16 protein-coding genes are annotated in these 23,463 nt (G+C 72.5%); 1 reads left to right on the top strand and 15 read right to left on the bottom strand.

Features of this window, described 5'->3' with window-relative positions:
* Positions 1-11 precede the first annotated feature (11 nt).
* The 10 genes from QFZ71_RS16260 to QFZ71_RS16215 all read right to left on the bottom strand — a co-directional run bounded on the left by QFZ71_RS16260 (position 12) and on the right by QFZ71_RS16215 (position 17,524).
* The gene (locus QFZ71_RS16260) at positions 12-1,541 is read right to left on the bottom strand and encodes an alpha/beta hydrolase (protein ID WP_307668935.1); all 1,530 of its coding nucleotides are present in this window, start codon (positions 1,539-1,541) and stop codon (positions 12-14) included.
* A gap of 222 nt (positions 1,542-1,763) precedes the next feature.
* Positions 1,764-2,969: a DNA polymerase III subunit delta' gene (locus QFZ71_RS16255; protein WP_307668934.1), complete on the bottom strand. Its 1,206-nt coding sequence runs from the start codon at positions 2,967-2,969 to the stop codon at positions 1,764-1,766.
* A gap of 170 nt (positions 2,970-3,139) precedes the next feature.
* Positions 3,140-6,451, bottom strand: coding sequence for a dTMP kinase (tmk, locus tag QFZ71_RS16250; RefSeq protein ID WP_307668933.1), 3,312 nt, complete (start codon positions 6,449-6,451; stop codon positions 3,140-3,142).
* A gap of 229 nt (positions 6,452-6,680) precedes the next feature.
* Positions 6,681-9,563, bottom strand: coding sequence for a type I DNA topoisomerase (topA, locus tag QFZ71_RS16245; protein ID WP_307668932.1), 2,883 nt, complete (start codon positions 9,561-9,563; stop codon positions 6,681-6,683).
* A gap of 299 nt (positions 9,564-9,862) precedes the next feature.
* Entirely contained in the window at positions 9,863-10,060 is a 198-nt protein-coding gene (locus QFZ71_RS16240) for a hypothetical protein (RefSeq protein ID WP_307668931.1), read from the bottom strand.
* 735 nt (positions 10,061-10,795) lie between these two features.
* Positions 10,796-12,331 (bottom strand): class I SAM-dependent methyltransferase, encoded by a 1,536-nt coding sequence (locus QFZ71_RS16235; RefSeq protein ID WP_307668930.1) that lies wholly within the window; start codon positions 12,329-12,331, stop codon positions 10,796-10,798.
* 78 nt (positions 12,332-12,409) lie between these two features.
* Entirely contained in the window at positions 12,410-13,114 is a 705-nt protein-coding gene (locus QFZ71_RS16230; protein ID WP_307668929.1) for a small secreted protein, read from the bottom strand.
* 349 nt (positions 13,115-13,463) lie between these two features.
* Positions 13,464-15,887: a sodium-translocating pyrophosphatase gene (locus QFZ71_RS16225; protein WP_307668928.1), complete on the bottom strand. Its 2,424-nt coding sequence runs from the start codon at positions 15,885-15,887 to the stop codon at positions 13,464-13,466.
* 610 nt (positions 15,888-16,497) lie between these two features.
* Complete coding sequence (locus tag QFZ71_RS16220; RefSeq protein WP_307668927.1) at positions 16,498-16,968, bottom strand: ATP-binding protein; 471 nt, start codon at positions 16,966-16,968, stop codon at positions 16,498-16,500.
* Positions 16,969-17,170: 202 nt separating this feature from the next.
* Complete coding sequence (locus QFZ71_RS16215; RefSeq protein WP_003967428.1) at positions 17,171-17,524, bottom strand: STAS domain-containing protein; 354 nt, start codon at positions 17,522-17,524, stop codon at positions 17,171-17,173.
* Between the two features lie 79 nt (positions 17,525-17,603).
* On the opposite strand from QFZ71_RS16215, the gene QFZ71_RS16210 reads away from it, so the two are divergent.
* The gene (locus QFZ71_RS16210; protein ID WP_307668926.1) at positions 17,604-20,111 is read left to right on the top strand and encodes a DEAD/DEAH box helicase; all 2,508 of its coding nucleotides are present in this window, start codon (positions 17,604-17,606) and stop codon (positions 20,109-20,111) included.
* A 53-nt stretch (positions 20,112-20,164) separates the two neighbouring features.
* Here QFZ71_RS16210 and QFZ71_RS16205 read toward each other — a convergent pair whose 3' ends face one another.
* From QFZ71_RS16205 to QFZ71_RS16185, 5 genes are all read right to left on the bottom strand, one after another.
* Entirely contained in the window at positions 20,165-20,677 is a 513-nt protein-coding gene (locus tag QFZ71_RS16205) for an Rv3654c family TadE-like protein (RefSeq protein ID WP_373465123.1), read from the bottom strand.
* Positions 20,678-20,814: 137 nt separating this feature from the next.
* Positions 20,815-21,147, bottom strand: a complete 333-nt coding sequence (locus tag QFZ71_RS16200; protein WP_307668925.1) for a TadE family type IV pilus minor pilin — start codon at positions 21,145-21,147, stop codon at positions 20,815-20,817.
* A 160-nt stretch (positions 21,148-21,307) separates the two neighbouring features.
* Positions 21,308-21,574 (bottom strand): DUF4244 domain-containing protein, encoded by a 267-nt coding sequence (locus QFZ71_RS16195; protein WP_307668924.1) that lies wholly within the window; start codon positions 21,572-21,574, stop codon positions 21,308-21,310.
* 132 nt (positions 21,575-21,706) lie between these two features.
* A complete protein-coding gene (locus QFZ71_RS16190; protein ID WP_307668923.1) occupies positions 21,707-22,558 on the bottom strand; it encodes a type II secretion system F family protein in 852 nt (283 codons plus the stop codon).
* Entirely contained in the window at positions 22,555-23,463 is a 909-nt protein-coding gene (locus QFZ71_RS16185) for a type II secretion system F family protein (RefSeq protein WP_307668922.1), read from the bottom strand. Before QFZ71_RS16185 ends, QFZ71_RS16190 begins: the two co-directional genes overlap by 4 nt.

Here is a 23,463-nt window from a genome sequence, read left to right as displayed (position 1 = left end):
GGCCGCAGGGGTCAGGTGCACTTCTTGCCGTCCCGGGGCGGGGTGCCCTCCAGGAGGTACGTGTTGACCGCCGTGTCGACGCAGTCGCTGCCTCGGCCGTACGCGGTGTGGCCGTCGCCCTCGTAGGTGAGCAGGGTGCCGGAGGAGAGCTGGCCGGCGAGGGACTCGGACCACGTGTACGGGGTGGCCGGGTCGCGGGTGGTGCCGACGACGAGGATCGGGGCGGTGCCCCGCGCCTTGGTGGGATGCGGGGTGCCGGTGGCCTCGGTGGGCCAGTACGCGCAGTTCAGGGAGGCCCAGGCGAAGCCGCGCCCGAAGACCGGGGACGCCTTCTCGAAGTCCGGGACCGCCTTCTCCACCGCGTCGGGGCCGTCGAAGGCGGGCGGCAGGTCGAGGCAGTTCACGGCGGCGTTGGCGAACATCAGGTTCGCGTACTTCCCGTCCGGCTCGCGCTCGTAGTAGCTGTCGGCCAGGGACAGCAGGCCGGAGCCGTCACTGCGCTGCGCGCCCGCCAGCGCCTCGCGGAGCTGCGGCCAGGCCGCCTCGTCGTACATGGCGGCGATCACCCCGGTGGTGGCCAGCGCCTCGCCCAGCTCGCGGTCGTCGCCGGTCGGGACCGGGTTCGCGTCCAGGTCCGTGAAGAGCCGCTTCAGGGCGGCGGCAGCGTCCTCGGTGGACGTGGTGCCGAGCGGGCAGTCCGGCTGCTTCACGCAGTCGGCGGCGAACGACTGGAAGGCTCCCTCGAAGCCCGCCGTCTGGTCGCGGTTCATGTCGATGGCCTTGAGGGACGGGTCCATCGCCCCGTCCAGGACGAGTCGCCCGGCCCGCTTCGGGTAGAGATCCGCGTACGTGGCGCCGAGGAAGGTGCCGTACGACGCTCCGACGTAGTTCAGCTTCTCGTCACCGAGGAGAGCCCGCAGGACGTCCATGTCGCGGGCCGTGTCGACGGTGGAGACGTACGGGAGGATCTTCCCGCTCCGCTTCTCGCACCCCGCTGCGAACTTCTTGAACGCGGCCGTCAGCTTCCGGACCTCCGCCTCGTCGTCCGGGGTCTGGTCGACCTGGGTGTAGGCGTCCATCTCCTTGCCCGTGAGGCATTCGACGGGCTCGCTGCGGGCCACGCCGCGCGGGTCGATGGCCACCATGTCGTAACGGGCCCGCACCGGGGCCGGGTAGCCGAGGGCCGCGTACCCCTGGAGATAGCCGATCGCGGAGCCGCCGGGGCCGCCCGGGTTCACCAGGAGCGAGCCGATCCGCTTGCCGGGGCCGGTGGCCTTCTTACGGGAGACCGCGAGGTCGATGTCGCCGTCGTCCGGCTTGTCGTAGTCCTTCGGCGCCTTCATCGTCGTGCACTCGAACCCCTCCACGCCGCAGTCGCGCCAGCTCAGCTTCTGCGTGTAATACGACGACAGCCCTTCGGGGGCCGCGGTGCCGGCGGCCGATGCGTTCGGCGACGAGCCACCGCCGCTGCAGCCGGAGACGAGAAGGCCGGCCGTGCCGATCCCGAGGGCGAAGGTGCGGAGCAGGCGCCTGGTTTCCATGCCGGGAGCGTATCCGGCAGGTGACGAGTCGTCCGATTCCCTGCTCATTCGGGTGAACAGGGCACCCGCCGGGAGCTACAGGGCCCTACCGGGCAGCCGCGCGGCCCCATCCGGACCGTACCCCGAACGACAGCACACGGCCGCGTGCCCGGCGGCCCCTTCCCCGACTCTGTGCCTCGCCCCCCGCCGCCGGCCCACGCCCCCGCCCCGGCGCGCGCCGATTCAGCCCGCCCGCAGCGCCATCGTCATCGCCTCCACCGCCAGCAGCGGCGCCACATTGCGGTCCATCGCCTCCCGGCAGGCGATCACCGACTCGATCCTGCGGAGGGTCTGCGCGGGCGTGGAGGACTCCGCGACCCGGTCGAGGGAGTCCTGTACGTCGGTGTTGGCGATCGCCAGCTTCGAGCCGAGCTGGAGCGCCAGCACATCGCGGTAGAACCCGGTCAGCTCGGTCAGCGCCAGGTCCAGGCTGTCGCGCTGCGTACGCGTCTTGCGGCGCTTCTGCTTGTCCTCCAGCTCCTTCATCGCCCCCGCCGTACCCCGCGGCATCCGGCCGCCCGCCACGCCGCCGAGCGCCGCCTTGAGGTCCTCGGTCTCCTTGACGTCGACCTCCTCCGCCAGCTGCTTGGCATCCTCGGTGGACGTGTCGATCAGCTCCTGGGCCGCCTTGAGGCAGCCCCCGACATCGGCCACGCGCAGCGGGACCTTCAGCACGGCGGCCCGTCGGGCCCGCGCCCGCTCGTCCGTGGCGAGGCGTCGGGCCCGCCCGATGTGGCCCTGCGTGGCGCGCGCCGCCGCGTGCGCCCGCTCCGGGTCGATGCCGTCGCGGCGGATCAGGACGTCGGCCACGGCCTCCACCGGCGGGGTGCTCAGGGTCAGGTGCCGGCAGCGGGAACGGATCGTGGGCAGGACGTCTTCGAGCGAGGGGGCGCACAGCATCCAGACCGTGCGCGGCGCGGGCTCCTCGACGGCCTTCAGCAGGACGTTGCCCGCACCCTCGGTGAGGCGGTCGGCGTCCTCCAGGACGATGATCTGCCACCGCCCGACCGCCGGGGAGAGCTGGGCGCGGCGGACCAGGTCGCGGGTCTCCTTCACGCCGATGGAGAGCAGGTCCGTACGGATCACCTCGACGTCGGCGTGCGTACCGATCAGGCTGGTGTGGCAGCCGTCGCAGAAGCCGCAGCCGGGCGCGCCGCCCAGCGCCCGGTCCGGGCTCGTGCACTGGAGCGCGGCGGCGAAGGCGCGCGCCGCCGTGGACCGGCCGGAACCGGGCGGCCCGGTGAACAGCCACGCGTGGGTCATCTTCGAGCCCTGGTCCAGCGGCTCGCCTTCGGACACGGCGGTGACCAGCGCATCGGCGTCCTTGGCGGCAGCGGCGAGCTGTTCCTGCACTCGGTCCTGTCCGACCAGGTCGTCCCATACGGTCATGGGTCACCGCCCTTCCGGTGGTGTCGTGCGAAAGCCTGCGGCGGTGGGCGCCGGCCGTGCCGCTCCCCCTCCGACGCCCCTGCGGATTCCATTGTGGACGACGCCACTGACAACTCCGGCCCGCCCGCCCCGGAGGGACGGACGGGCCGGCCGGTCACCGCGGGAGCGGGTCAGCCGCGCGGGCGGCGTCCCCGGCCCTCGTGGCCGTCGTCGTCATGACCGCCGAGGAGCTCGTCCGCCAGGGTCGGCAGATCGTCGAGCGGGGTCTCCTCCGCCCAGTCCGGGCGGGGACGCTTGCGACGGGACTGCTGCCGGTCGGGGGCCGGGGCGTTCGGGTCCTCGATCTGCGGCAGCTCGCGGGTGCGCTCGCTCTCGCTCTCCGCGGGCGAGGCCGCAGGGCCCTCGTCACGGAAGTAGCCCTGAGGCACCCGGTCGGAGGGGCGGTCGTCGCGTACCGGCGGCAGCACGGCCGTCTCATCCGCGTCACGCGCCTCCCGCGCCGGCGGCCACGGGTCCGTCCGTCCCGGATCCGGGACGCGCGGCAGCATCGCCGTCTCGTCGTCCCCGAGCCCGGCACCCGAACGGGAACCCGAGCCCGACCCGGCGGCACCCGAACCCGAACCGGAACCGGAACCGGAACCGGAACCGGAACCCGAGCCCGCGGAACCGGAACGGCCCCCCGTACCCGTACCGGATCCCGTACCCGTACCGGGTCCCCCGGCGCCGTCCTCCTCCGGGCGGGCCGTCGGGACCGGCTGCGTGATCTCGTTCGGGTTCACGATCGGCGTGGGGACCGTCAGCTCGTTCTCCGGAACCGACGCCCCCTCCGAGTGCGAGGACGAACGCGAGGGCGTCTCCCTACGGGACGCCCGCTCCGCCTCGGCCCGTGCCGCCTCCGTACGGGCCGCCGCCTCCTCCTCGGCGCGGCGGCGGGCCTCCTCGGCGCGCAGCAGGACCTCTTCGGCCTTCCGCTGCTTCGCCAGCCGCTCGGCCTCGGCCTCCTTGCGGAGCCGCGCCTCCTCCTCGGCCCGCTGCCGCAGCCGCTCCTGCTCGGCCTCGCGGGCCGCCTCCTCGGCCTCCAGCCGGCGCCGGTCCTCCTCGGCGCGGCGGCGGGCCTCCTCGGCGCGCTGCCGGGCCTCCTCCGCCTGGCGTTCGGCCTCGCGGCGGCGGGCCTCCTCCAGCTCGCGCTGCTTGCGCTCCTCCTCCTCGGCGCGCAGCCGGGCGAGCTGCTCCTGGCGCTCCTTCTCCAGGCGCTCCTCCTCGGCCTTGCGGGCGGCCTCTTCCTCGGCCTTGCGCCGCGCCTCCTCCTCGGCCTTGCGGCGGGCCTCCTCGATGGCCTCGATCTCGGCCTCGGAGAGCGGAAGGAGCTGGTCGAGCCGGTGGCGTACGACCGTGGTGATCGACTCCGGCTCCTGGCCGGCGTCCACCACCAGATAACGGGTCGGGTCGGCGGCGGCCAGGGTCAGGAACCCGGAGCGCACCCGCTCGTGGAACTCCGCAGGCTCCGACTCCAGCCGGTCCGGCGCCTCCGTGAACCGCTCCCGCGCGGTCGCCGGGTCGACGTCCAGCAGCACCGTCAGATGCGGTACGAGGCCGCTCGTCGCCCACCGCGAGATCCGGGCGATCTCGGTCGGGGCCAGGTCCCGGCCCGCGCCCTGGTAGGCGACGGACGAGTCGATGTAGCGGTCGGAGATGACGATCGCGCCGCGTTCCAGCGCCGGGCGGACGACGGAGTCGACGTGCTCGGCGCGGTCGGCGGCGTACAGCAGGGCCTCGGCGCGGTTGGAGAGACCGGCGGAGGACACGTCGAGCAGGATCGACCGCAGCCGCTTGCCGATCGGGGTGGCTCCGGGCTCGCGGGTCACGACGACCTCGTGGCCCTTGGACCGGATCCAGTCGGCGAGCGCCTCGACCTGGGTGGACTTGCCCGCTCCGTCGCCGCCCTCCAGGGCGAGGAAGAAGCCGGTGGCGGCGGGCGCGACCGCCGGGTCGCCGCCGCGCAGCGCCTCACGCAGGTCCCGGCGCAGCGGCACGCCCGCCCGGTCGTCCGTCTTGGCGAGGACGAGCGCGGCGACGGGCAGCAGCAGCGCGCCGAGCAGTATCAGGGTGAAGGCAGCCCCGCCGTGGGCGAAGACGAAGTCCCCGGCGACCAGGCGGTGGCGTCCTATCGCGGCGGCCAGCAGGGGGCCGGCGACCGCACCGAGGGCGACGAACACCCGGACGACCGCCTGGAGGTGCTCGGTGGTCCGGGCCTGCCGGAACGCCTCGGTCTCCTGGTCGATCAGGGTGTGCCCGGTGTTCGCGGCGACCCCGGCGGAGTACCCCGCGAGGAGGGCGATGGCCAGTCCGGTCGCGGTGTCCGGAACCAGGCCGAGCGCGAGGAGCGCGAGCCCGGTGGCGGTGACGGCCAGCGCCAGCAGGCGGCGGCGCGACAGGGCCGGCAGCACCTGGCGGGCGGTACGGATGCCGAGGGCGGTGCCGCCGGTCAGTCCGAGGATCAGCAGCGCGAACGTGGCGGGCCCGCCGCCCAGGTCGTAGGCGTGCAGGACGGAGACGGCGGCGGCCGCCGCGACGGCACCGGCGACGGCGGCGCAGACCGCGACCAGCAGCGGGACCGCGCCGGTGCGGCCCTTGTCGGGGCCGTTGCCGGTGGCGGGCCGGCGCAGACCCTCCAGCGGGGAACGCGGCCGGGGCGTCCGGTCGGCCGGGAACTCGATGAAGTACAGGACGGAGATGGAGGCGGAGAAGAGGCCCGCCGCGACGTAGGACCCCAGGGCCGCCTGGTGGAAGGAGAACCACTCCAGGCCGGAGCCGAGGAGGTTGCCGATCAGTGTGGCGACCAGCAGGACGGCCGCGGCGGCGGGCACGGAGAGGAAGTTCGTCCGCAGTGAGAGGCGGCGCAGGGCGTCGAGGTGGTCGGGCAGGGGGCGTACGGCCGCGCCTTCCGGGGGCGGGCCCGGCAGCAGCGCCGGGGCGGCGCTCTCCTTGGCCACGGCCCACAGGCGCTCACCGGCGCCCGTCACGAAGACGGTGATGAGGACCATCATGAGCGCCTTGTCGGGCGTCCAGTCGATCCACAGCGGGGCGACGACCAGCAGCGCCAGGCGCAGCCCGTCCACCCCGATCATCAGCCATCGTCGGTCCAGCTTTCCGCCGGGCCCCGTGAGGGACGTCAACGGCCCCAGGAGTACGGCTCCGAAGAACAGGGTGGAAAGGATCCGGGCACCGAAGACGGCGGCGACGGCGAAGGCCGCCCCGCGGTATCCGGTGCCGAATGAGCCCTCAAGGACCGCCGCTTGCAGCGACAGCAGCACCAGCACGAGAAGGGCGAGTGCATCGCCGATACCGCCGACGAGCTGGGCGCTCCACAACCGCTTCAGCGGAGGGATGCGCAACAGGGCCCGTACGGCGCGCTCGCGTGAGTCTGCGGCAAGTGTGTCGGAGGTGGGGCTCACGACCGTTGGCTGCTCGGCTCGCGTCATCCGCCCAGCCTATCGGGAGCGGCGCGGTGACTGTCGGCCCGTCCGAACATATGGACGTGGGCAGCTTCCGGCCATGCCCTCGCCACCCCCCTTGACACACCCGCCCGGCACCCCGTTGAGCCCCCCCCTGAGCCCCCTGACGCACCGCCGCCCGGCACCGGGATCACGGGGATCGAGGTGCCGGGCGGGGCGCGATACGGGCGGCGCGGGTGTTGCGGAGATACGGAGGTCAGTCGTCGGTCGGCGTGGAGGAGGCCGAGGCCGTCTTCTTCGCCGCCGCCGTCGTCTTCTTGGCGGCCGTCTTGGTGGCGGTCGCCTTCTTGGCCGTCGTCGTCTTCTTCGCCGCGGTCTTCTTGGCGGCCGTCGTCTTCTTCGCGGCCGTCTTCTTGGCCGTCGCCTTCTTCGCGGGGGCCTTCTTGGCCGTCTTCTTGGCCGGTCCCTTGGCACGCTTCTCGGCGAGCAGCTCGTAACCGCGCTCCGGCGTGATCTCCTCGACGCTGTCGCCGGTCCGCAGGGTCGCGTTGGTCTCGCCGTCGGTGACGTACGGGCCGAAGCGGCCGTCCTTCACCACGACCGGCGCGCCGCTGACGGGGTCGGTGCCCAGCTCCTTCAGCGGCGGCTTGGCCGCGGCCCGGCCGCGCTGCTTGGGCTGGGCGTAGATCGCCAGCGCCTCTTCGAGGGTGATGTCGAAGAGCTGCTCCTCGGAGGTCAGCGACCGGGAGTCGGTGCCCTTCTTGAGGTACGGGCCGTAGCGGCCGTTCTGCGCGGTGATCTCGACGCCCTCGGCGTCCGTGCCGACGACGCGCGGCAGCGACATCAGCTTGAGCGCGTCGGCGAGGGTGACCGTGTCCAGGGACATGGACTTGAAGAGGGAGGCGGTCCGCGGCTTCACCGCGTTCTTGCCGGTCTTCGGCGTCCCCTCGGGCAGCACCTCGGTGACGTACGGGCCGTAGCGCCCGTCCTTGGCGATGATCTGGTTGCCGCTGACCGGGTCGGCGCCCAGCTCGAAGTCGCCGCTGGGCTTCGCCAGCAGCTCCTCGGCCAGCTCGACGGTCAGCTCGTCGGGGGCCAGGTCCTCGGGCACGTCGGCCCGCTGATGGCCCTCGGCGTCCTTCTCGCCCCGCTCGATGTACGGGCCGTAGCGGCCGACGCGGAGCTTGATGTCGTTGCCGACGGGGAAGGAGGAGATCTCCCGCGCGTCGATCGCACCGAGGTCGGTGACCAGTTCCTTCAGGCCGCCGAGGTGGTCGCCGTCGCCGTTGCCCGCGTCGGAGGCGGAACCGGCGCCGGCCGCGTCGTCACCGGAAGCGCTCGCTCCGAAGTAGAAGCGCTTGAGCCACGGCACGGACCTGGCCTCGCCCCGCGCGATGCGGTCGAGATCGTCCTCCATGCGGGCGGTGAAGTCGTAGTCGACGAGCCGGCCGAAGTGCTTCTCCAGGAGGTTGACCACGGCGAACGACAGGAAGGACGGGACGAGCGCCGTGCCCTTCTTGAAGACGTACCCGCGGTCCAGGATGGTCCCGATGATCGAGGCGTACGTGGAGGGGCGGCCGATCTCGCGCTCCTCCAGCTCCTTGACCAGCGAGGCCTCGGTGTAGCGGGCCGGGGGCTTGGTGGCGTGGCCGTCGACCGTGATCTCCTCGGCGGAGAGCGCGTCGCCCTCGGCCACCTGCGGCAGCCGGCGCTCGCGGTCGTCCAGCTCGGCGTTCGGGTCGTCGGCGCCCTCGACGTACGCCTTCATGAAGCCGTGGAAGGTGATCGTCTTGCCGGACGCGGAGAACTCGGCGTCGCGCCCGTCGCTCGCCCGGCCGCCGATCTTGACGGTGACGGAGTTGCCGACCGCGTCCTTCATCTGGGAGGCGACGGTCCGCTTCCAGATGAGCTCGTAGAGCCGGAACTGGTCGCCGGTGAGCCCGGTCTCGGCGGGGGTGCGGAAGCGGTCGCCGGAGGGGCGGATCGCCTCGTGCGCCTCCTGCGCGTTCTTGACCTTCCCGGCGTACGTGCGCGGCTTGTCGGGGAGGTAGCCCGCCCCGTACAGCTGCGTGACCTGGGCACGGGCCGCGGAGACCGCGGTGTCGGAGAGGGTCGTGGAGTCCGTACGCATATAGGTGATGAAGCCGTTCTCGTACAGCTTCTGCGCCACCTGCATGGTCGCCTTGGCCCCGAAGCCCAGCTTGCGGCTCGCCTCCTGCTGGAGGGTGGTCGTCCGGAAGGGGGCGTACGGCGAGCGACGGTACGGCTTCGACTCGACGGACCGGACCGCGAAGGTGGAGTCGGCGAGCGCGGCGGCGAGCGCACGGGCGTTCGTCTCGTCCAGGTGGAGGGTCTGGGCGGAACCGGCCTTGAGCTGCCCGTCTGCCCCGAAGTCGCGGCCCTGGGCGATCCGGCGGCCGTCGACCGCGCTGAGGCGGGCGGTCAGGGTCGAGGGGTCGGAGGCGTCACCGGTGCGGCCGGTGGCGAACTTTCCGGTCAGGTCCCAGTACTCGGCGGAGCGGAACGCGATGCGCTCGCGCTCCCGCTCGACGACGAGCCGGGTGGCGACGGACTGGACGCGGCCCGCCGAGAGCTTCGGCATGACCTTCTTCCACAGGACCGGCGAGACCTCGTAGCCGTAGAGACGGTCGAGGATGCGGCGGGTCTCCTGGGCGTCGACCATGCGCTGGTTGAGCTCGCGCGGGTTGGCGACGGCAGCCCGGATCGCGTCCTTGGTGATCTCGTGGAAGACCATCCGGTGGACCGGGACCTTGGGCTTGAGCACTTCCTGGAGGTGCCACGCGATGGCTTCGCCCTCGCGGTCCTCATCGGTGGCGAGGAAGAGTTCGTCGGACTCGGCCAGCAGCTGCTTGAGCTTCCTGACCTGGGCCTTCTTGTCGGCGTTGACGACGTAGATGGGCTGGAAGTCGTGTTCGACGTCCACCCCGAGGCGGCGTACCTCGCCGGTGTACTCGTCCGGGACCTCGGCCGCGCCGTTCGGGAGGTCGCGGATGTGCCCGACGCTCGCCTCGACGACGTATCCGGGGCCGAGATAGCCCTTGATCGTCTTCGCCTTGGCAGGCGACTCGACGATGACGAGTCGGCGGCCGCCCTGTGCGGTCTCGCTGGTCGGGGACAACTTCGCTCTTCTCTCCGGTCGACACTCGATGGGCATCCGGGCGGCGTCATGACGCCGCCGAGGTGCTGTCGCTGCGGAGTGTGACGGTACAACCCGCCCCCGTGTCAAACGGCAAAAGCCCGCAACGGCCACTCGAACGGTAACCCGACTTCCGCCATTCCTGCCGCCCGGACCGCCCGGACCGTGGCGCTCCGGGCCCTGGCCGGGGCCTCGGAGCCGGTCGGGCTCTCCATCGGCCGCTCGGCGGGCCGCCCGCCGAGCGGCCGGTCGTCCGGGGGTTCACGCCACCGGGCAGGGGGTCAGACGAGCGTGAGGACCCACACGCCGAGGCCGAGGAAAACTACGCCGAAGAGCGTGGTGAGTGCGGTGGAGGCGACGGGGCTCACACCGTGTGCCACCGGCGCGCGGTGCAGGGCTCGCGCCCCTGTCCAGACCAGGAGGGCGGCGCCGAACAGCGACAGGGTCGTACCGGCGAAGACTGCTGAGACGCTCTCCATGTCGTACCCCTGACCCGTCGTGTGGCCTGCCGTGCGGCCCGGCGCGTAAACCCTTGTGGCGAACCGCCGGGGCGGGCCCGGCCGGTCCGGCACGGGAAGGAGGCTGCCACCCCACGGCGTCGCCCACACGAACCCGGAGTGAACAGCACTCCCCCGCCACCCGGCGGAACCCCATCGGCCGCATCCGCCGGGACGGGACGGGGGATGAGCGCGCCCTCTGACCGGAGTACGCGCCCCCTCGGCCGAACGGCCTGCGGGAACCGGTCGAGCGGAATACGCGGAGACGGGTGCGCCGTGAACGGCACCGGACGGGAAGGCGCTGGCCGCGCGGACGATCGCGCCTCGGGCGGGGGCCGAGGCGCACCGGTACCGGAATCCGTCGCGCTGCCGCGCCGACCCGGTCGGCCCGACCCCGGAGACCACCCGGACCCGGCCCCCTACCCGCCGGTACGAGCCCCGGCGCGCCCGGAGCGTACGCCCGGCGCACACCCGCCAGGAGCGGGGCAGCCCGCGGTACGGGACACGACACATTCGCGGGCCGGGACCGGGGCCTCGGCCGAGGCCCGGGCTGAGGTCACGGGGGCTGGACCGAGACCCAAACGCGGGCGGAGGTCGGGGGCTTCGAGGCTCCGGGGCAGGAGTTCCAGGGCGGGGGTTCCAGGGCCGGGTTCCAGGGCCCCGGAGCGCGCCGGGGCCCTGGAAGGCAGCGCGCCGGAGTCCCCGGGCGGCAGCGGCCTACTCGCCCCGCGTCACCACGCCCGGCGCCGGCTCCAGGAAGCCCTCTTCCACCAGCAGCCGGATCGCCTGCGGGGTGCGGTCGCGCAGGAGCACCGGATCCTCGGCCATCAGCTGCGCGATGGCGTCGAGGATGCGCCCGGCGGGAAGCGAGCCGTCGCACACCCCCGCGAACCCGGCGGCCACCGCGTCGACCTTGGTCGCCCGCATCATGCCGCGGTGCTGGCGGAGCACCACGTGCTCGGGGTCCTCCGCGCCCGGCAGCCCGACCTGCTCCTGCACGACCTCGGTGGCGAGGACGAAGTGCCCGGCGAGCAGCGCCGCGTCGTCCTGGTCGCGGAGGAAGTCCTGGCGGGCGAAGTGCTCCTGGACGGCCTGTCCGAGCGGCTGCCGCACCGCGTGCGGCCACTCCTCGACGACGATCGAGGGGGCGCCGGCCGCCGCCGCGGCGGATTTGCGCAGGGTGATCCAGCCGAATCCGACGGCCGTGGTGCCCCGCGCCTCGAACTCGTCGAGCCACGCCTCGTACCGCTCGCCGTACTCGGCGGGGTCGCTGCGGTGGTCACCGCTGTCCCGCAGCCACAGCTCGGCGTACTGCGTGACGTCCTGGACCTCGCGCTGGACGATCCAGGCGTCGCAGCCGTACGGCACCCAGGAGCGCAGCCGGTCCTGCCACTCCTCGCCCTCCACGTGCTGCCAGTTGGCGAGGAACTGGGCGTATCCCCCGTCGTTCAGATGGTCGCCCGCCTGCTGCACCAGCGTCCGGCACAGGTCGTCGCCGCCCATGCCGCCGTCCCGGTAGGTGAGGCGGGCGCCGGGCGAGATGACGAAGGGGGGATTGGAAACGATCAGGTCGAACGTCTCGGAGCCCACCGGCTCGAAGAGGGACCCCTCCCGCAGATCGGCGGGGGCGGCGCCGGACAGGGCGAGGGTGAGCCGGGTGAACTCCAGCGCGCGGGGGTTCAGGTCGGTGGCGGTGACCCGCGTGGCGTGCTGCGCGGCGTGCAGCGCCTGGATGCCGGAGCCCGTGCCCAGGTCGAGCGCCGAGGCGACGGGCGTACGCACGGTGATCCCGGCGAGGGTGGTGGAGGCCCCGCCGACACCGAGGACGACGCCCTCCTCGCGGGAGCCGCTCCCGCCCGCGCCGCCGACCGCGCAGCCGAGGTCGGACACGATGAACCAGTCCTCGCCGTCCGGCCCCCCGTACGGCCGTACATCGACGCGGGCGCGGACCTCCCCGTCCGCACCGCCCTCGCGGGTCACCCAGCCGTCCTCGACGCACGCGTCCAGGGGCAGGACCGCACGGGCCCGCTCCTCGGCGACGGGGTGTTGCAGGAGGAACAGCCGCACCAGCGTGTCGAGCGGGCTGTCGCCGCGGGTGGCCCGCGACGCGGGGACGGTCTCGCTGCGGGCCAGCGCGGCGTAGGCGGGCGCGCCGAGCCGGTCGAGGAGCCCGTCGGCGGTGAAGTCCGCGGCGAGCAGGGCCTCACGGAGGTCGGAGGCGTGGTCGGATGCGGGAAGGCTGCTCTTACTCACCCACCCATTGTGTCCGCTCCCACCGACAACGGCAGCGGCCCGGACCCCCACCGGGTGTCCGGGCCGTGAGAACGCCGCTCAGTCCTTCTTCTCGGAGGATCCCTTGTCGGAGGAGTTCTTCTCCACCGCGTCCTTGTCCGAGGAGTCCTCGGTCCTGGCGTCCTTGCCGTCGGAAGCCGAGCCTTCCGCGGGCGCGTCGCCGCCGGTCGCACCGGAACCGGAAGGTCCGGTCGAGGCAGGCTGCTTCTGGCAGCCCTTCTGCTTCGACATCGCGGAACCGACCTTGCCGGACTCCAGCTTCTTCATCGCCTGATTGCCGCCGGCGCTGATCCTCTCCAACTCGTTGGCGATGGTCTTCAGCCCGTCGGAGAACTTGTGCTGGTCCTTGATGTCGACCGCGTCGACCTTGGTCTTGAGGGCGGCGTACTCCTTGGAGGAGGCGTTGAGCTCCTTCATCGCCGCCTTCTGCGTGCTCTCGCCGTCGTCGACCGGCGGCGGGCCGACCTCGCCCACCGCCGTGCCCAGCGCCTTGTATGCGTCGGACATCTGCTGGAAGGCGACCGAGTCGGTCTTCTGGACCTCGGCGGGCGGGTCGTTGTCCTGGGTCTTCTGCCCGATGGAGGCGTTGGCCTTGTCGATCTTCTGGAGTTGCGGCTGGGCCTGGGCACAGAACTTCTTGGCCCAGTCGTTGACCTTGTCGTCGCTGTCGTCGCCGCCGCAACCCGACAGCGTCAGCACGAGTACCGCACCGCCGGACAGCGCGGCTGCAAGCTTCTTGTTCACCGGTTTGGTCCCTTCCAAGGCTCTCGGCCCGGAACTTACACGCCGAGGGTCCGACAGCCGGGCGCCGGTCAACCGATGTGCACCCTTTTGAAGCCATTTGAACCAAGCGAAATGAGGGGGATGCCACTCATACAGAAATCCGCACACCCGCCCGGTCACTCCATCGAACGGAGGAAGAAGACGGCCACCGAGGGACAGCTGGGGAGCGGAGCAGGGTGACGGCCCGAGAACGACGCGTGGACGGCGCGTCAGCACGCGCCGCCCATCACTGCCTTGACCGGCCGTCACGCCGGAACGGGCCCATCTCCTCCTCTGTACGGACGCGTGCCGATACGGATGTACGTACGCCTCAGAGGGCTGCCGCGGGAGGCGACGCGGAAGCCGGCGGACCGTCGCCCGACGCGTCGTCGTCACCCACGGCGATGCCCCGCCGTTTGGAGACGTAGACCGCGCCGACGATGACCCCGATGGCGACGACGGCCACCAGCGCCCGCACCCAGGGGTTCGCGTCCGCGCCGTAACTGAACTGCACGATCGCCGGGGCGATGAGGAGGGCGACCAGGTTCATCACCTTGAGGAGCGGGTTGATCGCCGGGCCCGCCGTGTCCTTGAACGGGTCGCCGACCGTGTCGCCGATGACGGTCGCGGCATGGGCCTCGCTCCCCTTGCCGCCGTGGTGGCCGTCCTCCACGAGCTTCTTGGCGTTGTCCCAGGCGCCGCCGGCGTTGGCGAGGAACACCGCCATCAGCGTGCCGGTGCCGATCGCACCGGCGAGGTACGAGCCGAGCGCGCCGACGCCGAGGGTGAAGCCGACCGCGATCGGCGCCAGCACCGCGAGGAGGCCGGGCGTGGCCAGTTCGCGCAGGGCGTCCCGCGTGCAGATGTCCACGACACGTCCGTACTCCGGCTTCTCCGAGTAGTCCATGATGCCGGAGTGTTCGCGGAACTGCCGTCGGACCTCGTGGACCACGGACCCGGCGGACCGGGACACCGCGTTGATGGCCAGCCCGGAGAAGAGGAAGACGACCGCCGCGCCCAGGATCAGGCCGACGAGGTTGTTGGGCTGCGAGATGTCCAGGCTCAGTCCCAGCTCGCCGGCTCCGGCCCCCACCTCCGCGACGGCCGTGGCGATGGCGTCGCGGTAGGAGCCGAACAGCGCCGCCGCGGCCAGGACGGCGGTGGCGATGGCGATGCCCTTGGTGATGGCCTTGGTCGTGTTGCCGACCGCGTCCAGGTCGGTGAGGACCTGGGCACCGGCCCCGGTGACGTCCCCGGACATCTCCGCGATGCCCTGGGCGTTGTCGGAGACCGGCCCGAAGGTGTCCATGGCCACGATGACGCCCACCGTGGTCAGCAGCCCCGTACCGGCGAGGGCGACCGCGAAGAGTGCCAGCATGATCGACGTACCGCCCAGCAGGAACGCCCCGTAGACGCCGAGGCCGATCAGCAGCGCGGTGTAGACCGCCGACTCCAGACCGATGGAGATGCCCGCGAGCACCACGGTGGCCGGACCGGTGAGCGAGGACTTCCCGATGTCCCGGACGGGACGGCGATCGGTCTCCGTGAAGTAGCCGGTGAGCTGCTGGATGAGCGCGGCCAGCACGATGCCGATGGCCACCGCCACCAGGGCGAAGACCCGTGGATCGCCGCCGTGCCCGGTGATCGCCCCGTCGGTGACACCGTCCAACTCGGCGTACGAGGAGGGCAGATAGCTGAAGGCGGCCACGGCCACCAGGGCGAGCGAGACCACCGCGGAGATGAAGAATCCACGGTTGATCGCCGTCATCCCGCCCCGGTCGGAGCGGCGCGGGACGACCGCGAAGATGCCGATCATCGCGGTGACGACGCCGATCGCCGGGACCATCAGCGGGAAGGCGAGGCCGGAATCGCCGAACGCGGCCGTGCCGAGGATGAGCGCCGCGACGAGCGTCACGGCGTACGACTCGAAGAGGTCGGCGGCCATGCCCGCGCAGTCACCGACGTTGTCGCCCACGTTGTCGGCGATGGTGGCGGCGTTGCGCGGGTCGTCCTCCGGGATGCCCTGCTCCACCTTGCCCACCAGGTCGGCGCCCACGTCCGCCGCCTTGGTGAAGATCCCACCGCCGACCCTCATGAACATGGCGACGAGCGCCGCGCCCAGTCCGAATCCCTCCAGCACCTTGGGCGCGTCGGCGGCGTAGACGAGCACCACACAGGATGCCCCGAGCAGACCGAGCCCCACCGTGAACATTCCGACCACGCCACCGGTACGGAAAGCGATCTTCATCGCTTTGTGCGATACCGCGGTGAGATCCTTTTCCGCTTCACCGTCCACCGGGGTCGCCTCACGCGCCGCTGCCGCCACACGCACATTGCTCCGCACCGCGAGCCGCATTCCGATGTATCCGGTCGCCGCCGAGAAAAGCGCCCCCACCAGGAAGAAGAGGGAACGCCCCACGCGCTGCGACCAGGTATCGGCCGGCAGCAGGAACAACAGGAAGAACACGACGACGGAGAAGACGCCGACGGTACGCAGTTGTCGGGTCAGATAGGCGTTCGCACCCTCCTGGACCGCCGCGGCGATCTCCTTCATGCGCTCGGTGCCCTCACCGGCCGCCAGCACCTGGCGTACGAGCACCTGGGCGACAACCAGCGCGGCGACGGCGACCACCGCCACCGCGATGACGATCAGCCGGTTGCCGTCGGTGAGTACCGCGGCGAGAGAAGCCGGTCGGTCGGGAAAAGCGGATTCTCGCGCCAATGCTGCCGTGGGGGTGATGAGGAACTCCGCCATACGTCCTCCTTGACGCTCAGCGCACAAGTCGTGGACGGATTGTAGGGAGCGGAACCCGATCAAAACAGTGGGCGGGAAGAGAATTGATTGCACTCCCCCCGATGCCGAAAGATCAACGGAAGGATTCGTCTCGAATGCAGTAACGCCGCAGCCGTATTACGTGTGTCGGCTCAGGAGAAGAGCTCCTGCTCAACCGAACCGACGCCCCGGAAGCCTCACCGGCACGCCCGCCCCGCCGAAAGCCGGGGCGACGGGGGTTCCCCGGGTGACGGAGGGGAGAAGACCGCACGGGCAGAGACCACTGGGCCGCGCGGGCACGCCGCTGGACGGACGGTCTATGGGTGAAAGAGCGCGGACACACGGGCCGGGCCACCGGGCACCGTCCCTGGGACCGCGCCACCTCGCTCGGCCTAGCTCAGGGACAGGGCTGCGGGCGGGGCTCGCGGGCACGGCAACCCAAGGCACCGAACCGACTACGGGGCTACGGCAATGATCCCTGGCCGCGGCCGGCGGTGAGCAGGACAGCGCAGGTTCCACGTGGCAGCGCAGGTTCCACGTGCCAGCGCAGGTTCCACGTATCCATGGGCTCGTCAGCCCCCTTGCCCCGTCCTCAGGCCTGTAGCGCGGCGTCGGCCGTGGGCCAGCTCATGCGGATCACTCCGCCGCCTGCGCCGGAGCGGACTTCCATGTCGTCGACGAGGCCGCTGATGACCGCGAGGCCCATCTCGTCCTCGCCCTCGCCGTCCGCATCGGGTTCGGGCCGGACCGGCCCCGCACCGGAAGCGCCGGAACCGTTGCGCGCCCCGGAGCCGGCAGGCCTGCCGCCGGGGCCGGGAACGCTGTCCCCGACCTCGATGGAGAACACCTTCTCCTCCTCCGTCAACGCCACACTGACCGGCTCGGTGATGCCGTGGCTGCGGTGCAACCCGACCGCGCGGCTGCACGCCTCGCCGACGGCGAGTCTGACCTCGTCGAGCACCGCCTCGTCCACGCCGGCCCTGCGCGCCACGGCGGCCGCCACCAGGCGGGCCGTCCTGACATGTTCAGGCTGGGCGCTGAAACGGAGTTCAACGGTGGCCATGCCATCCCCCTCGAAACGTTCTCGGGCGTACGACTCAGGGGCCCCGGGCGTGTCGCCCGGCACCCCTGCTCTCCTCCTCCGGAAACCGACAAAGCCGACAGCCGACCCGAAGGTCGACCGCCTGCCCGTCACGGCCCACGCACTGCCGCTGCCGGCCCGTTCACTGCCTGCCGACCGGCCCGCGGGCCGGCCCGCTCCGACCTCAGTCGGTGGCGGCGACAGCCTCGTCGACCGTGGTGTGAATCGGGAACACCTTGGTCAGGCCCGTGATCCGGAAGATCTTGAGAATGCGCTCCTGGTTGCAGACCAGGCGCAGCGAGCCCTCATGGGCCCGGACACGCTTCAGGCCGCCCACGAGCACGCCGAGGCCGGTGGAGTCGAGGAAATCGACGCCTTCCATGTCGACAACCAGGTGGTAGCTGCCGTCATTCACCAACTCGACCAACTGCTCGCGCAGCTTGGGCGCGGTATACACATCAATCTCGCCACCGACCTCGACGACCGTACGGTCGCCACCAGGGCCGGACACATTGCGAGTCGACAGGGACAGGTCCACGGATCCTCCAGCACCTTGCTATCGAGCGGTCGCCCCTCGCTCTCCCCGACGGAGGCCAGGGGACGGATCGCCAGCCGCGATGGCATTCAATCACTTACCAGCAGCCATGCACGACGCCTTGGGACCATTGTCCGTCACGCCAGTGACACACTCGGTGCCGATGGCCAAGAATCATCGTCCCGGACGACCACCCGAGAGCGGGGACTCGCGCCCCTCTCCCGCCATGATCCTCGACCGGCTCGCCACAGGGGCGGGCCGGGCCGCGCGCATCACTCATACGGAGCACCTGCCCCCGAGATCGGGAACCCATGCCATCTGGCCGGATCGCATCCGACCAGAGGTGATCTCCGCGATCGAAAAGGCCGGGATCGCCCATCCTTGGGCGCATCAGGCGGCCGCGGCCGAGCATGCGCTGGACGGCGAGTCGGTCGTGATCGCCACCGGTACGGCCTCGGGGAAGTCACTCGCGTACCTCGCTCCGGTCCTCAGCACCCTGCTGGACGGCTCCGAGGCCCCGAACGGTCGTGGGGCCACCGCCCTCTACCTCGCCCCCACCAAAGCCCTGGCAGCCGACCAGCGCCGATCGGTGAAGGCGCTCGCCGCCCCGCTCGGCAACGCCGTCAGGCCCGCGGTCTACGACGGCGACACCCCGGTGGAGGAACGCGAGTGGGTGCGCCAGTACGCGAACTACGTCCTGACCAACCCCGACATGCTGCACCGCGGCATCCTGCCCTCCCATTCCCGCTGGGCCTCGTTCCTGCGCGCCCTGCGGTACGTCGTCATCGACGAGTGCCACACCTACCGCGGCGTCTTCGGCTCCCACGTCGCCCAGGTCCTGCGCCGCCTGCGTCGCCTGTGCGCCCGCTACGGGGCCGACCCGGTCTTCCTGCTGGCCTCGGCCACCGCGGCGGAGCCCGCGGTGGCCGCCGGGCGCCTGACGGGCCTGCCGGTCGTCGAGGTGTCCGACGACGCCTCCCCGCGCGGCGAGCTGGTCTTCGCCCTGTGGGAGCCCCCGCTGACCGATCTGCACGGTGAGAAGGGCGCCCCCGTCCGACGTACCGCGACGGCCGAGACCGCCGACCTCCTCACCGACCTGACCCTCCAGGGCGTCCGCTCGGTCGCCTTCGTCCGCTCCCGGCGCGGCGCGGAACTCATCTCGATGATCGCCAAGGAACGCCTCGCGGAGATCGACCGCTCACTGCCGCAACGGGTCGCCGCCTATCGCGGGGGCTACCTCCCCGAGGAGCGCCGGGCCCTGGAACGGGCACTGCACTCCGGCGAGTTGCTCGGTCTGGCGGCCACCACCGCCCTGGAACTCGGCATCGACGTCTCCGGCCTGGACTCGGTCGTCATCTGCGGCTATCCGGGCACGCGCGCCTCCCTCTGGCAGCAGGCGGGCCGCGCAGGCCGCTCGGGACAGGGCGCCCTGGCGGTCCTCGTCGCGCGGGACGACCCGCTGGACACGTACCTGGTACACCACCCCGAGGCGCTGTTCCGGCAGCCCGTCGAGTCGACCGTGCTGGACCCGGACAACCCCTACGTCCTGGCCCCGCACCTCTGCGCCGCCGCCGCCGAGCTGCCCCTCACCGAGCCCGACATCGCGCTCTTCGGGCCGGCGGTACCCGAGCTGCTGCCGCAGCTGGAGGCCACGAAGCTGCTGCGCAAGCGCCCGTCGGGCTGGCACTGGACCCGCCGCGAACGTGCCGCCGATCTCGCCGACATCCGGGGCGGGGGCGGCCGACCGGTCCAGATCGTCGAGGAGGGCACCGGCCGCCTGCTGGGCACCGTCGACGCGGCCGCCGCCCACACGGCCGTCCACGAGGGGGCCGTCCACCTCCACCAGGGCCGCACCCACCTGGTCCGCAAACTGGACCTGGAGGACTCCGTGGCCCTGGTCGAGCAGGCCGACCCGCCCTACTCGACGGTCGCCCGCGACACCACGTCCATCACCGTCCTGGAGACCGACACCGAGGTCCCCTGGGGTCAGGGGCGGCTCTGCTACGGCTCCGTCGAGGTCACCAACCAGGTCGTCTCCTTCCTTCGCCGGAAACTGATCACCGGGGAGGTCCTGGGCGAGACGAAGCTCGACCTGCCGCCCCGCACCCTGCGCACCCGTGCCGTGTGGTGGACCGTCACCGAGGACCAGCTCGACGCGGCCCGCATCAATCCGGAGATCCTCGGCGGCGCGCTCCACGCAGCCGAGCACGCGTCGATCGGCCTGCTCCCCCTCTTCGCCACCTGTGATCGCTGGGACATCGGCGGCGTCTCCGTACCGCTGCACCCGGACACCCTGCTGCCGACGGTCTTCGTGTACGACGGCCATCCCGGCGGAGCCGGATTCGCCGAGCGGGCCTTCCATACCGCCCGTACGTGGCTGACGGCGACCCGCGAAGCCATCGCGTCCTGCGAGTGCGAGGCGGGGTGCCCCTCCTGCATCCAGTCCCCCAAGTGCGGCAACGGCAACGAGCCCCTGCACAAGCGCGGAGCCGTACGCCTGCTCACCGAACTCCTCCGGTCCGCGCCCTCCGGCCCTGAACCGGCCGGAGCGACCGCCCCGGAGGGCGGTCCGCCCAGCAGCCCGACGTAGGCGAACCCCCGTCAGAAGCGGGCGGGGTACACCCTGCTGTCCTCCTCCCCCGTTCACCCACCATGGACCGGCGTGCCCACGCCATCCCCCTTCTCGACGGCTTGCGCATCCCCGGCCGGGGTACTCGCGTCCTCGGCCAGCGGTTCCCCGACCTCCTTCGAGGCCCGAGGGAGGGCCGGCGGACCGGCCCGCGCTCTGACGGCGGGTGCATACGGACCGAACCCCGAACGGGCGGTCACATCGGCGATCTCCCCGTTCACCGCACAGCGGACGAGCTCGGCGCCCTGTGCCAGGGCCACCCTCCTGGCCACCTCGCAGGCGACCACCGCACCCTCCAGCGCCCGGTCCGCGGCCGCGAGCGCCGCCAGATCCGCTGCTCCGCCCGCCCGGTGACGGGCAGCCACGGCTTGCCCCAGCGCGAGCACGACGGCGAACACGGTGCACAGCGCGGTGGCGGTGACAGCGACCCACACCGTCGCCACGCCCCGGTCCGCCCCCGAGGCCGCCCCCCGACCCGTGTCCCGGCCCGCGCTCAGGGCCTCCACCCGGCCCGTGTCCCGGCCCACCGCCGACGTCGTCGGTCGGGCCGCCAGTCGGCCCACGCCCTGAACCGCGTCCCGGTTCCGGCACCACCCCCTCGGCATCCTCCGTGGGCCCCCGCCCGGCCGTCGGCGCGGACACCGTCTCCCATGCCCTCTCACCTTCATGTGGCGACGCTCCCTACCGTGTCCTCGGCCAGGACGGCCGCCTCTGCGCTCAACATCAGGGTCAGCGCCCCCGGACCCGGAGCCGGTGCCTCCACCCGGACCCGCCACAGGTCACCGGCCCGCGCCACCTCGACGCGGGCCCCGCGGGGTGCGGCCTCACGGGCCGCCTCCAGTACCGCCGCCTCCGGCTCCGAGCGGGCCGCTGCGCGCGCCCCCGCCCGCGCCGCATCCACACAGCGGATCTGGTCGGACGCCGCCACCAGTGCCCAGAGCAGCGCCAGCGCGAAGGTGACCAGCACCGGGATCACCACGGCCGCCTCTGCCGTCACAGCGCCCCGGTCCCCGCCGCCGCCTCCACTCCCGGCCCGACCCGGCCGCCCGCTCCGGGGAACACGTCGAGAAGCGGCCCGACGGAATCGACCGACGGCCGGGGAGAGGAGCCGGCGCGGTCGGCTGTACCGGGTCGCCGTGAAGGGTCCCGAGCGGATCTCAGAACTTCGCATCGAGCGCGTCCTCGACCAGTGACTGCAGTGCCGACAGCACCGGCCCGCTGTTCACCACCTTGTAGAGCACCGCGGCGAAAGCGCACGCCGCGATGGTTCCCACCGCGTATTCGGACGTGGTCATCCCGTGATCCGACCGGCCGAGCCGCCCCGCCCAGCGCGCGGACCACCTCGCCGAGCGGCCCGGTGCCCCCGCGGACGGTCGCCCTCGGCGCAGTGCGTTGACGGCCAGGTCCCAGAACTTCGTTTTCATTTCATCCCCCGATGAGCATCGATGACGAGCAGGCGTCCGAACGGAACGCCCGTGAGCGACACGGAACCCCCGTGAATGACAGCGAAAGTGAAGGGCCGACAGGTCGCCGCCGACCGCGAACCACGTTCCGTCTCACCGGCCCGGACCGCCGCCCGAGAGCAGGCCGCCGGCCAGACCGATGATCACCGGTGCCACCCCGACCGCCAGGAAGGCGGGGAGGAAGCAGAGGCCGACCGGTGCGGTGATCAACACGCCGGCGCGTTGTGCCCGCGCGACCGCCGCAGCAGCTCGCTCGGCGCGCATCGACTCGGCGAGCCTGGCGACCGGCTCCGCGGCCGGGGCCCCCGTCGAACCCGCCCGGTACAGACAGCGGGCCAGCGGACCGGCGCCCGGTATCTCGGCGAACCGGCCCCATGCCTCGGCCGGTTCGCCGCCGAGACGGATCTCGGCGGCCGTTCGGGCGAGCCCGTCACCGACCGGGCCTCCGATGGATTCACCCACCTCCTCGGCAGCCTCCCCCGGGCCGGCTCCGACCGCGATACAGGCGGCCAGCAGATCCGCCGCCAAGGGGAGCTGCCCGGCGATCACGGCCCGGTCCGGGACGGTGCCATCGGGACCGTCCCGGAGCCGGGCCCGCTGCCACCTCCACGCCCCGTACGCGGCGGCCGAACCGGCGGCGCAGCCCAGCACGCCGCCGACCAGGATCCATCCGGTCAACCAGGCCCCTGCCGGAGCCACCCACCCCCGAGCCACCCCGGAAGGCCCAACGCAGCCGCCGCCCGACCGGAACCGTACGGCCAGTCGGCTCACGCTCCACCTGCCGGGGTGCGCCGACGCCGCCTCCCCCAGCAGCAGGGCTCCCCGACCGCGCACCGCGCGCAACCGGTACCTGCCGGTGGCCATGGCCGCCAGCTGTGCGGCCAGGCCCAGCATCGCCATCGCCATCCCCAGGCTGTGGAGAACTTCTCCGCCCACCGCGCTCACGTCTCCTCCCCTCCGCGCACGATGCGGCACGCCCAATACAGTCCGACCGCCTCCAGCGACGCGCCCACCGCCAGGCAGGCCAGACCTGCCGGGGTGTGGAGCAGGACACGCAAGGGTTCGGCTCCGAGGGCCGCTCCGAGCCCCAGCCCCGCCACCGGGAGCAGCGCCAGGACCACGACGGTCGACCACGCTCCCGACAGCTGCGCGCGCAACTCCTCCTGTCTGCGCCGCTCGTCCCGCAACGTCGCCTCCAGCCGCTCCAACCCGACCGCCAGCCCGGCTCCACCGTCGACGGCCACCCGCCAGCACGCGGCCATCCCGGAGAGCCCTCCCAGACCCGGACCTTCCGCGGCCTGCCGCAGTGCCGCCGGTACGTCGCCACCGAACCGCGCCGCCGCCAGCACCGCGTCCTCCGCCTCCCCCAGCCGACCGCCGGAAGCGGTGGCCGCAGCGCACACGCTGTTCCCCGCCGAGCCCTCGCTCAGCGCGGCCAGCAGCGCCTGCCCCGGCTCACGGCCGGCGCGCAACTCCCCGACCACAGCCCCGCACAGCGCCGCCACCGCGGCCGCGCCCCTCTCCGCCGCCCGCACTCCGGTCCGCCCGTGCAGCCAGCGGCGTACCAGCGGGACCGCCACGGCTCCAGCGACCAGCGGCAGCACTGAACTCCCCGCGACGGCGAGCAGTACGGCGGCCGGAACGCACCACCACTCCCGACGGCTCCGGACCGCCTCCATCACCTGTCCCCGCGCCGTGAGCAGCCGGGCCCCTGGCCGCCACGGACGTGACCGGGGTGGAGCGTCCACGAACAGCACCCGTGCCCGCCGTGCCCCGGAATCCCGCACCCTCGCAAGCCACATCGCCGAACCCGCGCAGAGCGCCACCGTGTGGATCGCGTAGGCGGACAT

The organism is Streptomyces sp. V2I9 (assembly GCF_030817475.1).
In the GTDB taxonomy this organism is placed as follows: Bacteria; Actinomycetota; Actinomycetes; order Streptomycetales; family Streptomycetaceae; genus Streptomyces.
The sequence above is the reverse complement of the archived record's forward strand: the minus strand, read 5'-3'. Positions and strand labels throughout refer to the sequence as shown.